Here is a 13,543-nt window from a genome sequence, read left to right as displayed (position 1 = left end):
TGGTGCCGGGTCCCGCCCGGGGGCCGCCGGGGGGCTGCCGCCGGGCTGACGCGGTCGCCGCCTGGTGGGGGCCCGGCCCGCGCCTCGGCGCGGGCGGGACCGTGCCCATCCGTGTCGCAAACGAGGTCCGGTTTCACGGGCCGATTGACGCCCATTTGGCTAACCGCTATCTATTGAGGGGTCGCAGAGGAGGGTGGTCCGTGCAGGACGTGGTGCTGGCGCTGCTGGCGAAGGAGCCGTCGCACGGGTACGACCTGCGCCAGCGGTTGGCGGCTGCGCTCGGACCGTTAGGAGAGGCGCTGAACGCGGGGCAGATCTATGTGACGCTCACCCGGCTCGAGAAGGCGGGCCTGGTCGTCCAGGAGCGTGAGGACCAGCCGGTGCGCGGCCCGCGGCGCAAGGTGTACGCGCTGACCGCGGCCGGGCAGGAGCGGGTGGCCGCATGGATGGCCGAGAGCGCCGGGCCCAGAGCGGATGTGGCGGAGTTCCATCTGAAACTGGTGGCCGCCGCGGAGTCGGGTCTGGCCGATCCGCTCGCGCTCGTGAACGCGCGGCGGCGGGAGCTGATGCGCAGCCTCGCCGAGGCCCAGCACGCCGCCCTTGCTCACGACACGGACTCGGAGGCCGGGCTGCTTCTGGAGGGCATCGCGCTCCGGCTGCAGGCCGATCTGCGCTGGTTGGAGGCGTGCGAGCGGGCCTGGTCCGCCCGCGCTCCACGCGGGGAAGGCAAAGGAAACGGATGAAAAGAGTCGTGCCGCGGGTCAGGGGGCGGTCGATGCGGAGTGACACCGGCGACAGCCCGGGCTCGGGGCCGGCCCGCAACCGGCCCGCCGGGGCGGCCGGCCCGGCGCTGCGGGCGGTCGGCCTGACGCGCGTGTACGGGGAGGACGAGAGCCTGGTGTGGGCCGTCGACGGGGTCGACCTCGACGTCCCCGCCGGGCAGACGCTCGCCGTGACCGGACCCAGCGGCTGCGGCAAGTCCACGTTGCTCCAGCTCCTCGGCGGGCTCGACCGGCCCAGCGAGGGCGAGGTGTGGCTCGGCGGCCGGCGCATCGACCACCTCGGCGAACGGGCGCTGGCCCGGCTGCGGCGCCGGGCCGTGGGGTTCGTCTTCCAGGCCTACCACCTGATGCACGAGCTGAGCGCGGCGCAGAACGTCGAGCTGCCCGCGCTGCTCGCCGGCGCCTCACCCCGAGCCGCCCGCCACCGTGCCGCGGAACTTCTCCACCAGGTCGGGCTCGCCGGCCGCGCCCGGCATCTGCCCTCCGAGCTCTCCGGCGGGCAGCGGCAGCGGGTCGCCATCGCCCGCGCCCTGGCCAACGATCCGCTGGTCGTCCTCGCCGACGAGCCCACCGGCAACCTCGACAGCGCCGCGACCCGCGACATCCTCCGGCTCTTCGACGAGCTACGCGCCGCCGGCCAGACCCTCGTCATGGTCACCCATGACGAGCGCGTCGCCGCCACGGCGGACCGCGTCGTCTCCATGCGTGACGGGACGTTGGCCGACGACACCCGCCTGGACGGCACCGGCCGCGGCACGAGGCGCGGCTGCGGCGGCGGCACAGGGCTCGGCGCGCTGCTGAGCTGGGAGGACTGACCGTGGGACCGCTGCTGCTGATGTGGCGTCTGATCATGCACGACTTACGCCGCCGCCCCGTCGAGGCCCTCGTGTTCCTGATCGCCGTCATGGTCGCCACCGCCTCCCTGACCCTCGGACTGTCGACCGACAACGCCCTGGCCACCGCGTACCTGAAGACCCGCGCGGCCACCGCCGGCCCCGACATCACCGCCATCACGACGGACACCGACCCGTCCCGCCTGGCCCAGCGCCTCGCGGACACGCCCGGCGTGGCCACGCGGGCCGACCCGGTCTTCGCGTTCGACACCGCCATCCGGGCACACGGCCGGGCCGCCCACTCCTCGATCGAGGGGCGCGGCAGCTCACCGTCCGCCGTGGACCGGCCGCTGGTGACCTCCGGGACCTGGGTGCGTCCCGGCGGCGCGGTGGTCGAGCGCGGCTTCGCTCAGGCACTCGGCGTGCGCGTCGGCGACCGCGTCACCATCGGCAAGCGCGGCTATCCGGTCGTCGGGATCGCGATCAGTGCGGCCACCCCGGTGTATCCGTACAGCGACTGGGCTCAAGGGCCCGGGCCGTCCGACTACGGCGGCAGGATCTGGCTCACCACCGCCGACGCCCGTGCGGCGGCAGGCGACACCCCCGGCGTCTACCTGATCCACCTGAAGCTGACCGACCCCACGGAGTCCCTCCACTGGAGCGACACCGTGTTCACCGACGACCGCAGAGGCGACTCCTGGGTCAACACCCACACCTGGCAGACCGTCCTCGAAACGGACGCGGCCATGATCAGGAGCACCCGGCCTGCCCTGGTCGTCGGCGGCTGGCTGCTCGCCGCGGCCGCGATCGTCACCCTCGCCGCGCTCGCCACCGCACGCGCCGTCCGCGACAACCGGCGGGCCGCGCTGCTCAAGGCGGTCGGCGCCGGCCCCGGCACCGTCACCGCCGTACTGCTGGCGCAGTACCTGCTGCTGACCTTCGTGGCCACCGCGCTCGGACTGGCCGCCGGGGCGCTGGCCGCGCCCCACCTGGTCGACCCCAGCGCCGGGCTGCTCGACACCGTCGGCCCTCCGGACTCCGGCACCGTCTTCGCCGCGGTCTTCCTCGCCGTCGTGGTCGCCGTGACCGGTGCGCTCGGTCCCGCGGTGCGCGCCGCCCGCAGGAGCACCGTCCAGACCCTGGCCGACCCGGCGCACGTGCTCACGCACCACCCGCACCCGCACCTGAACGCTGTGACGGCCTACCTGCCCACCTCGCTGCTGCTCGGCGTCCGGCTGCTCGCCCGCCGGCCCGGCCGCGCCGTCCTGGCCTCCGCCGGCACGGCCGCCACCACCGTCATGGTCACCGCGCTGCTCACCTTCCACGCCGAGCTCGACGCGACCCCCGCCTTCAAGCGGTTCGGCCCCATCGAAGTGCGGACCGACCAGACCGGCCAGGTGCTGCTCGCCGTCACCTTCGCGCTGGTGGCACTGTCCACGCTCAACACCGTGCTCCTCAGCTGGGGCACCGCCGTACAGGCTCGGCGTGCTCTGACCATCACCCGCACCCTCGGTGCCACCCCCGGCCAGGTCGTCGCGGCGCACTGCGTCACGCAACTCCTGCCCGCCGTGCCCGGAGTGGCGGCGGGTATTCCGGCCGGGCTCGGCCTCTACTGGCTCTTCGCCACGCCGATCACGCCCCCGGAGTCGTGGTTGCTCACCGCCGCGCTCGCCATCCTGCTGGCCATCGCGGTGTTGACCGCTCTCCCCGCGTGGGCGCACACCCGGGAGCCCGCGGGGCGCGTCCTCACCCTGGAAGCCGTGTGAAGGCCCCTTCGGCCCTCAACCCGGCGGCGCGAAAGTTCCAGCGTCGTCGACCGCCTGCGCTTCCAGCCGGACGAGGTACACCCCGACGGCAGCGCTGGGGCGAATCCGGTAGCCTTTAGATCGTACCGATCGGTTCGATCTCTGCGAGGACGGATGACCCCCGAGATTCCCACGGCCAACGCCGCCGTGACCTTCGACAGCGACGGCGAGACCCTGCTGGGCGTCCTTCACCTGCCGGCCGGGCCGGGCCCGCATCCGGTCGTCGTGCTGCTGCACGGTTTCCCGGGGCACGAGCGCAACTTCGACCTGGCCCAGCACCTGCGCCGCGCGGGGTACGCCGCCCTCGTCTTCCACTACCGCGGCTCCTGGGGCGTCGGCGGCTCCTGGTCGTGGGCCGACGCGCTGGAGGACGCCGCCCGCGTCGCAGTGGCCGTACGTGAGCCGGGTTTCGCCGCCGCGCACCGCCTCGACCCGGACCGGCTGGCGCTGATCGGGCACAGCTTCGGCGGCTTCGCCGCGCTGACGACCGCGGCGGCCGACTCGGGCGTCAGCGCCGTCGCGTCGGTGTCGGCGTTCGACTTCGGCTCTGTCGCGGTCGCCTGCCGGGAGGACGCGGCGCTGCGGGCGGCGTACGTCGAGGGATTCGGCGACGACCTGCTTCCCTTGAAGGGGACCAGCGGCGCGGCGCTCGTGGACGAGATGATCGCGGCGGGCGAGGCGTGGAGCCTGTCCTCGCTCGCCCCGAGGCTCGCGGACCGGCCGGTCCTGCTCGTCGGCACGGCCGGGCGCGACACCGTCACCCCCGCCGCCCAGCACCACGATCCCGTGGTGGCCGCCTACACCGCCCATCCCGTGCCGCGCCTGGAGCACCGCGTGTTCGTCACCGACCACGCCCTTTCCGACCACCGCCTCGAACTCGCCGAGACCGTCCGCGACTTCCTCGACCGGCACCTCGGCCGCTGACCGTCAGCAGAAGACGATCGCCGCGCCCGTCGCGACGGAGTGCCGGGCGGCGGCCATCACCTGTAGGCACGTGAACGACTCCACGCCGTACCGGCGCCAGCCCTCCGCACCCTCGGTGTCGGCCTCCACCGCCGCGCTCACCTCGTCACCCCAGGGGTCGAGGTCCTCCGGCAGCCCGAGCCGTGCGGCGATGCCCCGGCACTCCTCCAGCAACCGTTGCGACGAGCCGACCCATCCCCCGGTTATCTCCTTGTCGTAGAACACGGACGCGAAGTCGACGGGCACGTAGAAGCCCTCGCAGTCGCTGTGGTGGATCAGATGGTCGTACGCGGAGCCCGCCTCGTGCTCGGCGCCGATCACGCGGGTTCCCTCGTCGATTTCGACGCCGTAGCGGGGTCCCCGCGAATAGACGTCCTTCAGCAGCGGATCCTCGACGGCCACCTCCACCGGGGCCGGAGGAGGCAGCTCTCCGCTCTCGGCGAGATGGACGGCCAGACGGCGGAGCGTGTGCAGGCCGCCGTAGCCGTACATCTCGAAATAGGCCGCCTCGACGTCCGCGGCATCCGGCTCCGACCACGCCGGGAGCCCGGCCGCTGCCAGGGCTCGCCCGATCGCCCTGAAGTCGTCGCAGAGCTCGCCCGTCATGCCGTCCGGCTCCGATGTGTCCGACTCTGATTCGTCCAACTCGGCGAGTATGCCGACGACGATGTTGAGGCCCATACGGCCTCATCCTGCCGAACGCCTGCACGAGGGAGGCGCGGAGCAGCCCTCCGAGTCCGCCCCTGAGGGGAGACTCAGTGCAGGGGCGGTGAGGACGGGAACGTGAACAGGCCGCCTACTGCTCCCGCAGGCCCCACGGGGTGCCGTACGCCGTGAGCAGGTCGAGGAACGGCCGGGGCGGCAGGGCCTCCGGGCCCAGGACGCCGGCGCCGGACCAGACGCCGGTCGCCATCAGTTCGAGGGCCACGACCGGGTTCACGGCGGTCTGCCACACCACCGCCTGGGAGCCGTACTCGCGCATGGACCACTGGTTGTCGACCACGTGGTAGAGGTAGACCTCACGCGGGCTGCCGTCCTTGGTGCCCTTGACCCAGGTGCCGGCGCACGTCTTGCCGTGCATGCGCTCCCCGAGGGTCGCCGGGTCGGGCAGGCACGCCGCGACCATGTCGCGCGGGGAGACCTTGACGGCGGCGCCGCCCTCGGCGGCGACCTGGACGGGCTCGGCGCGGTCCAGCCCCAGCAGATGCAGGGTCCGCAGCGTGTCGATGAACTGCTCGCCCAGCCCGTACTTGAAGGTCACCCGCTCGGCGTCGATCCAGCGGGGCACGAGAAGGACCTCCTCGTGCTCGACGTTGACGCACTCGACGGGGCCGATGCCCTCGGGGAAGTCGAACACCTCCGGCTCGCTGAAGGGTGGGGTGGTGAACCAGCCCCGGCCGGCCTCGTAGACGACCGGCGGGTTGAGGCACTCCTCGATGGTGGTCCAGATGCTGAACGAGGGCGCGAAGTCGTACCCCTCGACGGTGAGGTCGGCGCCGTCGCGGATGCCGATCTCCTCGATGTGGTCGAACAGTTCGTCGGCGGCGTAGCGGGCGAAGACGTCCGACAGCCCCGGCTCCACCCCGATGCCGACCAGGGCGAGCCTGCCCGCCTTCTCCCACTCGCCGGCCAGCTCGAACTGGGCGTCACCCAGCTTGACCCCGCACACCTCGTGCGGGCGCTCCGGGTGCGGCCGCGACAGCGACATCGCCATGTCCAGGTAGTGCGCGCCGGCCGACAGCGCCGCCCGGAACAGCGGCATCACGAACCGCGGGTCGGTGGCGTTGAGCAGGACGTCGCAGCGGTGCTCGGCCAGCAGCGCCACCACCGCGGCCTCGTCGCCCGCGTCCACCCGCCGGGGGCTGAAGCGGGCGCCCGCCTCCCCCAGCGCGGCGACGGCCGCCTCCGCACGCGCCATGTCGTAATCGGCCACGACCATGTGCTCGAAGAAGGACCGGCGGGCCGCGATCCGGGTGATGGCCGTACCCACCCCACCGGCGCCGACGAGCAGAACACGCATGACAAAGCTCCCTTTTGAGGACAAAGACCCCTTTGGTGCACACGATCCAACGTCATCGCTACTCGAACGTCAATGGTGTTGGCATAAGGTGGCCGCTGGTGGAGCAGGCGGAGGGAGAAGGCATCGTGCCCAAGCCGGTGGTTTCCGAGTCGGCGCGCCGGCGGCGCCGCCCGACGAAGAACGGAGTCGTCCTCTCTGAGGACCTGATCGTGCGGACCGCGCTGCGCATGCTGCGCGAGCACGGTTCCGCCGGACTGACCGTACGGCGGCTCGGCATCGCGCTGGGCGCCGACCCCAGCACGCTCTACCGCTACTTCGCCGGCATCGACGACCTGACCCTGGCCATCGGCGACATGCTCATCGGCCGGGCCATGGACGGCTGGCACCGCACCGGCGACTGGCGCGCCGACCTTCGCGAGCTGGGCCTGCGCATCCATGCCGCCTACCTCGAACACCCCCAGGCCGCCGTGCTGACCGCCAGCCGCATCAGCGGCAAGTCCCACGAGATCGCGGCCGACGAGGCGATCCTCGGGCTGCTGCGCGGCGCCGGTTTCCCCGACCGTGACGCGGTCCGCGTCTACCACGCCTTCATCGACATGACGCTGGCGTTCGCCGCCCTGGACGCGGCGACCCTCGCGCTTCCGGAGCAGGCGCGCAGGGCGGACGAGGAGATGTGGCAGGCGACCTACGCCCGCCTGTCCCCCGCCACCCACCCCAACATCGCGGCGGTCGCGCCCCTGCTGGTGGCCGACATGAACGACAGCGCCTACCCCACCGCGCTGGACATGCTGCTCGCCAGCGCAGCGTGGGACCGCGAGAGGAACGGCGCCGCCGGCCGCGGATGAAAGCGGCCGCGGCGGGGATCGGCCCCGTCAGGTGGCCGCGCTCTCGGGTGCGCGAAGAGTACGGCGGACCGCGTCGCGGAGCCATCGGTGGGCTCCGTCGGCTGCGTGGCGGGGATGCCAGGCCATGCCGACGGTCAGTGGCGGCAGCGGGAGGGGGATGTCGAGAACGCGCAGGCCGAGGGTGGTCACGGCGTCGGTGAGGGGCGAGGGGCCGGCGCCGGGAAGTGCGGTGGGGATGAGGCAGACGACGTCGCTGCGGGCGGCGAGGGTCATCGCGGCCAGGTGACTGGGGAGGACGACGGTGACCCGCCGGTGGAGGTCCTGCTCGGCCAAGGCGGTGTCGAGGGGACCCGTGAACCGGCCGCGACGGCTGACCACGACGTGTTCGGCGGCGGCGAGCCGGACCGGGGTCAGGGTTCCTTCGGTGAGAGGGTGGCCGGGCCGGACGGCCGCCGCCATCCGGAGGGTGACGAGTTCTTCGACCTGGGTTTCGGGGTCGACATGGTCGATGGATCCGATCTCCAGGTCGATCCGGCCGTCACGCAGAGCCGGTCCGGCCTCCAGCTCTTCGGCCCGGAACCGCAGCGAAACCCCCGGCGCCTCCTGCCGGGCCAGTCGCAGCAGTCCGGGGGCCAGCGCCGCGCCGACCAGGTCGGCGGCCTGCAGGGTGAAGGTGCTGCGCAGGGCGGCGAGGTCGACGTCGGCGCCGGGGGTGAGCAGTGCTCCGAGACGGCGCACCACCGAGGACGCCTCGTCGCGCAGAGCCTGGGCGCGGGGGGTGGGGACCATGGTCTGTCCGGCCCGCACCAGGAGAGGGTCCTGGAGGATGCGCCGGAGGCGGGCGAGGGTGCGGCTCATGGCGGCGGGGGAGGTGTGCAGGCGGGCGGCCGCGCGGGTGACGCTCTGCTCGGCCAGCAGGGCGTCCAGCGCGACGGCGAGGTTGGCGTCGATGGCCGGATCTGGGCTGCTCATCAGGGTGATTCCACTTCAGGCAATGATCCCGTGCTGAAGTTCCCATTGTGGCAACACCGTGGTTCTCCGCAGGATGAGGGCGTTCCGATCCGGCACGACCTACGAGGTTTTCATGATCGTCATCACCGCCCCCACCGGGAACATCGGCCGCCGCCTGCTGCCCCTGCTCCTGGAGTCCGCCCCCGCGTACGGCGAGGAACTGCGCGTGATCGTGCGCGACCCCGCCCGGCTCCCCGACGCGGTGCGTGAACGCGTCGAGGTGCTCACCGGTTCGCACGGCGACGCCGATGTCGTCGACCGGGCCTTCGAGGGCGCGGACGCCGTCTTCTGGCTCGTCCCCCCGGACTCCTCCCTGCCCCCGATCGACGCCTACTGCGGCTTCACCCGCCCCGCCGTGAAGGCGCTCGCCGCCCACGGCGTCGGCCACGTCGTCGGCGTCTCCGCGCTCGGCCGCGGCACCCCCGTCGCCGGACGCGCCGGACTCGTCACCGCGTCCCTCGCCATGGACGACCTCATCGCAGGCACCGGCGTCGCCTACCGGGCCCTCGCCTGCCCCTCCTTCTTCGAGAACCTGCTGGAGGAGGTCGACTCGATCCGCGAGAAGGGCGTCTTCACCGACGCCGCCGACGCCGGCCGCAAGGCCCCCCTCGTCGCCGTCGCCGACATCGCCGCCGTCGCCGCCGGCCTGCTGCTCGACCGTTCCTGGACCGGCGCCGGCAGCGTCCCGGTCCTCGGACCCCGGGACCTGTCCCCCGGCGACCTGGCCCGCATCATGACCGAGCAGCTCGGCCGACCCGTCCGCTACGAACGCCTGCCGCTCGGCGACCTGCGCGACGCCCTCGTCGGCTACGGCCTCAACGAGGCGTTCGTCCAGGGCGTCGTCGACATGAAGCGGGCCAAGGACGACGGCCTCGACACCGGCGTCACCCGCACCCCGGACACCGCCTCCCCCACTACGTTCGAGCAGTGGTGCGCCGAGACCCTCAAGCCCGCCGTCCTCACCTGACCCCACCGGCACGCCGGAAACCCGTGGTGCCACGGCACCGAGACCATCTGCCACCCTGGAGGCACACATCATGCCCGTTGAGGAAACCCACCCGCCGGTCACCGCGTTCATGCTCGTCAAGACCACACCCGAGTGGCTCGCCATGACCGTGCGGGAACGGGTGGACGCCTTCACCACCCAGATCGTCCCCACGATCGAGGCCAAGACCGCCGGCGTCCGGTCACGCTTCTACGACACCGAGTTCTACTCCGCACGCGTCACCGACGTGTGGGTCTGGGAAGCGGACGACCACGACGCCTACCAGCTCCTCATCGACGCGCTGCGCGAAACCCCCTTCTGGGACCGCTACTTCGAGGTCGTCGACCTCCTCGTCGGCACCGAGAACGGCTACGCCCGCACCTACGGCCTCGATCCCGTCGCCACCATCGCGACCTGACACACCCCATCCCGGTCGCCGGGCCGGCGTCCGCCCGGAGTGGGACAGCGCCGGCGGCGCTACGCTGCTGTGCCGTGCAGGAGACGCGCCTCGACACCGCCCGCGTCCGGGCGGCTCGCCGGGTGATCGACCCGATTTTCCTCGACACTCCCCTGTATCGCTGCGAGGCGCTGGAGCCCGGCCTCGGGTGCACGGTGAGCATCAAGCTCGAGACGGCCAACCCGGTCCGCAGCTTCAAGGCCCGCGGCACCGAGGTGGTCGCGAGCCTGCTCGCCGCCGGCGACGCGCGGGCCGTGGTGTGCGCCAGCGCGGGCAACCTCGGCCAAGCCCTCGCCTGGTCCGGTCGCCGCCGGGGGCTCGACGTCACGGTCGTGGCGTCGCGCTTCGCGCCCGCGGCCAAGCTTGACCGCATCCGCGCGCTGGGCGCCAGGCTGGAGCTGGTGGACGGCGACTTCGACATGGCTCGCGAGCGGGCCGTGGCCGTCGCGCGGCACGACGGCATCCGGCTGGTCGAAGACAGCCTGGACATCGAGACCTGCGAGGGCGCGGCGACGATCGGCCTGGAGCTGGTGGAGGGCGTGCCGTCGTTCGACGCCGTCCTGATCGCCCTCGGCGGCGGGGCGCTGGCCACCGGCGTGGGTCATGTGATGAAGGCCCTGGCACCCGGCGTCGAGGTGATCTGCGTCCAGCCGCTGGGCGCACCGGCGATGACCCACTCCTGGCGCCGGCGGCGCGTCGTCACCACGGACTCGACCGACACCATCGCCGACGGCGTCGCCGGCCGGAGCCCCATCCCGGCCGTGCTGGACGACCTCCTCCTGGTCGCCGACGACGCCGTCCTGGTCCGGGAGGAATCGATCATCGCCGGTATGCGGATGCTCCTCCACCACGCCGGCCTCGTCGTCGAACCGTCGGCCGCGCTGGGCATCGCGGCGATCCTCGAAGACCGCGGCCGCTTCGCCGGCCGGCACGTGGTCACCATCGTGTGCGGCAGCAACGTCGACGTGGACGCCTACCACCGCTGGGTCGGCGCGGCGTCCGGCCCCTGACGGCCCTGAAGGTTGATCGCCCGGTCACCCGCTCGTACGGCCGGGGCCGAAGGGGCGGTCGCCGCGGAGGGTGATGCGGTGCATCACGCGGTGCGCGTCGCCGTAGTCGCGGTTGGCGTAGTGGGCGGTGCTCCGGTTGTCCCACATGGCGACGTCGCCGGTCCTCCATCGGTGGCGCACGATGTGCTCGGGCTTGGTGAGGTGGGCGTAGAGCAGGTCCAGGATGGCCCGGCTCTCGGCCTCGGACACGCCCACGATGTGGGAGGTGAACCCGGGATTGACGAAGATCCCCTTGCGGCCGGTCTCGGGATGGACGCGGACCACGGGGTGCTCCACCGGCTCCAGCCGGGTGACGACCTCGCCGTCCCAGACGTTGCCCCTGCCGCCGCGGCGCTGGGCCAGGTAGTAGCCGAACTCGCGGTTGCCGTCATGGACCGCGGTGAGCTGGTCGGCCAGCTCCTTCACGGGGGCGGACAGGGAGTCGTAGGCCAGCTGGCTGTCGGCCCAGCTCGTGTCGCCGCCGGTGGGCGGGAGGATCACGGCGCGCAGGATGGAGCCGAGCGGCGGACGGGGCATGAACGTGACGTCGGTGTGCCAGACGTCGGCGAAGCCGTTGTCGGCGCTGTCGAGGGCGTAGATCTCGGGATGCGCCTCGTCGACGCCCCCGACGACCGGGTGGGAGGCGGTCAGCTCGCCGAGACGCCGGCCGAGCGCCACCTGCCCGTCGTCGTCCAAGCTCTGCTCGCGGAAGAACAGCACCTTGCGATCGACCAGGGCGGCGCGCACCGCGGCCAGTTCCTCGTCCGTGGCGGTCGCCAGGTCCAGTCCCTCGATCTCGGCGCCGAAGTGGGGCCCGAGGGGCCGCAGGTCCAGCTTCACGGCGGTCGGTGTGGTCATCTCACTCTCCTCACGGGTGGTTGGTGCGGTGCTTCATGCCGCGGCGGCGCGTACGGCCTGGCCGACCTCGGCGCGGAGTGCGGCGTACTCGGGAAGGGCGCGCAGTTCGTGCGGTTCCACTCCGCTGCGCGGGAGGTCGACGTCCAGGTCGAGCGCGATCCGGCCCGGCCGGCGGGTGAGCACGACGACGCGGCTGCCGAGGAACACGGCCTCCTCGACGCTGTGGGTGACGAACACCGACGTGCGGCCGGTCTGCGCGCTCACCCGGCGCAGGTCCTCCTGCAGGCGCTCGCGGGTGAGCGCGTCCAGGGCGGCGAACGGCTCGTCGAGCAGCAGCAGCGGGTCGTCGCCGGCGAGCGCCCTGGCGATCGCCACGCGCTGCTGCTGCCCTCCTGAGATCTGCCAGACGCGGCGGTCCGCCACGTCGTGCAGGCCCACCCGTTCCAGCAGCTCGGGCACCCGGCGGGCGCGTTCCGCGCGGGGCACGCCGGCGTAGCGCAGGGCCAGCTCGACGTTGCCGCCCACGGTCTTCCACGGGAACAGGCGCGGCTGCTGGAAGACGATCCCGGCGCCCCTGCCCGGGACGGGTTCGGCGCCACCCGTCCGTACGGTGCCGGAGGTGGGCCTCTCGAAGCCCGCGACGAGGCGGAGCAGCGTGCTCTTGCCGCATCCGGACGCCCCGACGAGCACGAGGAAGGCGCCGGGAGGGACGGTCAGGGAGATCGGACCCAGGGCGGCGACCGGGCCTCCCGCGCCGCCGTAGACGTGTTCGACCTCGTGCAGGTGGACGGCGGCGACGTCCGCTCCGGCCGGGACGGCGGCCGCCTCAGGACGCGAGGACACCGGGGAGCCCCTTGGTGTAGATCGCCCGCTCCACCGTGGCGAGGTCGGGCACCGCGTCGATCTTCTGCTGGTCCTTGAGGAACTGCGCCGCGTTCACCAGGTTGCGCGCCAGGCCGCCGACCTTGTCCGGCGTGCCGAGCCACTCGGGCGAGGCCAGATCGGCCGGCTTGAGGAAGACGCCCTGGCTGAGCTGCGCCTTGGCCTCGTCCTTGCCGATGTTGAGCTCCGCGCCCACCGCCTGGGCCGCGGCGTCCGGATCGTCCGCGATCAGGTCGAGCGCCCTGGCCTCGGCCTTGCGCCAGGCGTCCACCGCGTCGGGATGCGCCTGGATGAACGCGGTGGACACCACGCCCAGGTCGAGGGTCGGCTTGCCCGCGGTGGCCAGCTCACGGCTGCTGATGAGCGTCTTGCCGGTCTTCTTGATCTCATCAAGCGTGGGCAGCCAGACGTAGGCGGCGTCGATGTCGCCGCGGGTCCAGGACGCCAGGATGTCCTGCGGCTCCAGGTCGACGAGGTTCACCGCGGACTCGGGCACTCCCGCCTTGTCGAGCGCGGCGAGCAGGCTGTAGTGGGACGTCGAGGCGAACGGCGTCGCCACCTTCTTGCCGCGCAGGTCGGCCACGGAGGAGATGCTGGTGCCGTCGCGGGCGACCAGGGCCTCGTTGTCGCCGGCCACGTCGAGCACGAACGCCACCTGGTAGGGGATGTTGAGCGGCGCGGACAGTCCGCGCGCGACCGGGCTCGATCCGATGGCCGCGATGTCCACGCTTTTGGCCACGAAGGCGGTGTTGATGCTGGCGCCGGAGTCGAACTTGGTCCATTTGATGGTGTAGCCGGGCAGCGCCTGCTCCAGCCACCCCTTGTTCTTCACGATGAGGTCCCCGCTGGGGAACGCCTGGTAGGCGACGCGGATGGTGCGGTCCGCCGTACCGCCTCCGCCCGCACCGGAGGCGGCGCCGTCGCCGCACGCGGCCAGGACGGCGGCCGTCGCGGCGGCCAGGACGACGGAAAGCAGGCGCGTGAGGCGTGGTCGTGACATGGCGGGGAGTTCCTTTTGCAGTGGGAGGGGTGTTGACGAGGCGTGGCGGGGGC

The 13,543-nt window shown here is 72.8% G+C and carries 14 protein-coding genes; 8 read left to right on the top strand and 6 right to left on the bottom strand.

Going from position 1 to position 13,543, the window contains the following annotated elements; all coding sequences use genetic code 11:
- Positions 1-200 precede the first annotated feature (200 nt).
- The 4 genes from ABZ860_RS34425 to ABZ860_RS34410 all read left to right on the top strand — a co-directional run bounded on the left by ABZ860_RS34425 (position 201) and on the right by ABZ860_RS34410 (position 4,344).
- Positions 201-743, top strand: coding sequence for a PadR family transcriptional regulator (locus ABZ860_RS34425; protein WP_357228443.1), 543 nt, complete (start codon positions 201-203; stop codon positions 741-743).
- Positions 744-775: 32 nt separating this feature from the next.
- Positions 776-1,597 (top strand): ABC transporter ATP-binding protein, encoded by an 822-nt coding sequence (locus tag ABZ860_RS34420; protein ID WP_357228440.1) that lies wholly within the window; start codon positions 776-778, stop codon positions 1,595-1,597.
- A 2-nt stretch (positions 1,598-1,599) separates the two neighbouring features.
- Positions 1,600-3,381: an FtsX-like permease family protein gene (locus ABZ860_RS34415; protein WP_357228438.1), complete on the top strand. Its 1,782-nt coding sequence runs from the start codon at positions 1,600-1,602 to the stop codon at positions 3,379-3,381.
- Between the two features lie 153 nt (positions 3,382-3,534).
- On the top strand, positions 3,535-4,344 hold the full coding sequence (locus ABZ860_RS34410; RefSeq protein ID WP_357228435.1) for an alpha/beta fold hydrolase: 810 nt from the start codon (positions 3,535-3,537) through the stop codon (positions 4,342-4,344).
- A 3-nt stretch (positions 4,345-4,347) separates the two neighbouring features.
- Here ABZ860_RS34410 and ABZ860_RS34405 read toward each other — a convergent pair whose 3' ends face one another.
- Both ABZ860_RS34405 and ABZ860_RS34400 read right to left on the bottom strand, forming a co-directional pair.
- Positions 4,348-5,064, bottom strand: coding sequence for a hypothetical protein (locus ABZ860_RS34405; RefSeq protein ID WP_357228433.1), 717 nt, complete (start codon positions 5,062-5,064; stop codon positions 4,348-4,350).
- Between the two features lie 115 nt (positions 5,065-5,179).
- Positions 5,180-6,403, bottom strand: coding sequence for a saccharopine dehydrogenase C-terminal domain-containing protein (locus tag ABZ860_RS34400; RefSeq protein WP_357228432.1), 1,224 nt, complete (start codon positions 6,401-6,403; stop codon positions 5,180-5,182).
- A gap of 98 nt (positions 6,404-6,501) precedes the next feature.
- On the opposite strand from ABZ860_RS34400, the gene ABZ860_RS34395 reads away from it, so the two are divergent.
- Positions 6,502-7,248, top strand: coding sequence for a TetR/AcrR family transcriptional regulator (locus ABZ860_RS34395; RefSeq protein WP_357228429.1), 747 nt, complete (start codon positions 6,502-6,504; stop codon positions 7,246-7,248).
- A 27-nt stretch (positions 7,249-7,275) separates the two neighbouring features.
- Here ABZ860_RS34395 and ABZ860_RS34390 read toward each other — a convergent pair whose 3' ends face one another.
- On the bottom strand, positions 7,276-8,220 hold the full coding sequence (locus tag ABZ860_RS34390) for a LysR family transcriptional regulator (protein WP_357228426.1): 945 nt from the start codon (positions 8,218-8,220) through the stop codon (positions 7,276-7,278).
- A 112-nt stretch (positions 8,221-8,332) separates the two neighbouring features.
- Between ABZ860_RS34390 and ABZ860_RS34385 the strand changes: the two genes are divergently transcribed.
- From ABZ860_RS34385 to ABZ860_RS34375, 3 genes are all read left to right on the top strand, one after another.
- Complete coding sequence (locus tag ABZ860_RS34385; RefSeq protein ID WP_357228423.1) at positions 8,333-9,226, top strand: NAD(P)H-binding protein; 894 nt, start codon at positions 8,333-8,335, stop codon at positions 9,224-9,226.
- A 70-nt stretch (positions 9,227-9,296) separates the two neighbouring features.
- On the top strand, positions 9,297-9,662 hold the full coding sequence (locus ABZ860_RS34380; protein WP_357228421.1) for a darcynin family protein: 366 nt from the start codon (positions 9,297-9,299) through the stop codon (positions 9,660-9,662).
- A gap of 74 nt (positions 9,663-9,736) precedes the next feature.
- On the top strand, positions 9,737-10,711 hold the full coding sequence (locus ABZ860_RS34375) for a pyridoxal-phosphate dependent enzyme (protein WP_357228418.1): 975 nt from the start codon (positions 9,737-9,739) through the stop codon (positions 10,709-10,711).
- 24 nt (positions 10,712-10,735) lie between these two features.
- Here the strand turns inward: ABZ860_RS34375 and ABZ860_RS34370 are convergent, their stop codons facing one another.
- From ABZ860_RS34370 to ABZ860_RS34360, 3 genes are read right to left on the bottom strand one after another with little or no spacing between them, the layout of a single operon-like run.
- Positions 10,736-11,608 carry a TauD/TfdA family dioxygenase gene (locus ABZ860_RS34370; protein ID WP_357228415.1) on the bottom strand — a complete coding sequence of 291 codons (873 nt, stop codon included), beginning with the start codon at positions 11,606-11,608 and terminating at the stop codon, positions 10,736-10,738.
- A 33-nt stretch (positions 11,609-11,641) separates the two neighbouring features.
- Positions 11,642-12,451 (bottom strand): ABC transporter ATP-binding protein, encoded by an 810-nt coding sequence (locus ABZ860_RS34365; protein WP_357228413.1) that lies wholly within the window; start codon positions 12,449-12,451, stop codon positions 11,642-11,644.
- The gene (locus ABZ860_RS34360) at positions 12,435-13,490 is read right to left on the bottom strand and encodes an ABC transporter substrate-binding protein (protein ID WP_357228410.1); all 1,056 of its coding nucleotides are present in this window, start codon (positions 13,488-13,490) and stop codon (positions 12,435-12,437) included. The genes ABZ860_RS34365 and ABZ860_RS34360 overlap by 17 nt, the downstream gene beginning before the upstream one ends.
- Positions 13,491-13,543: the final 53 nt, after the last annotated feature.

This window comes from Microbispora sp. NPDC046973, assembly GCF_040644495.1.
Taxonomy (GTDB): domain Bacteria; phylum Actinomycetota; class Actinomycetes; order Streptosporangiales; family Streptosporangiaceae; genus Microbispora.
Note: the sequence above shows the minus strand (reverse complement) of the source record. Positions and strands in the feature narration are given on the sequence as shown.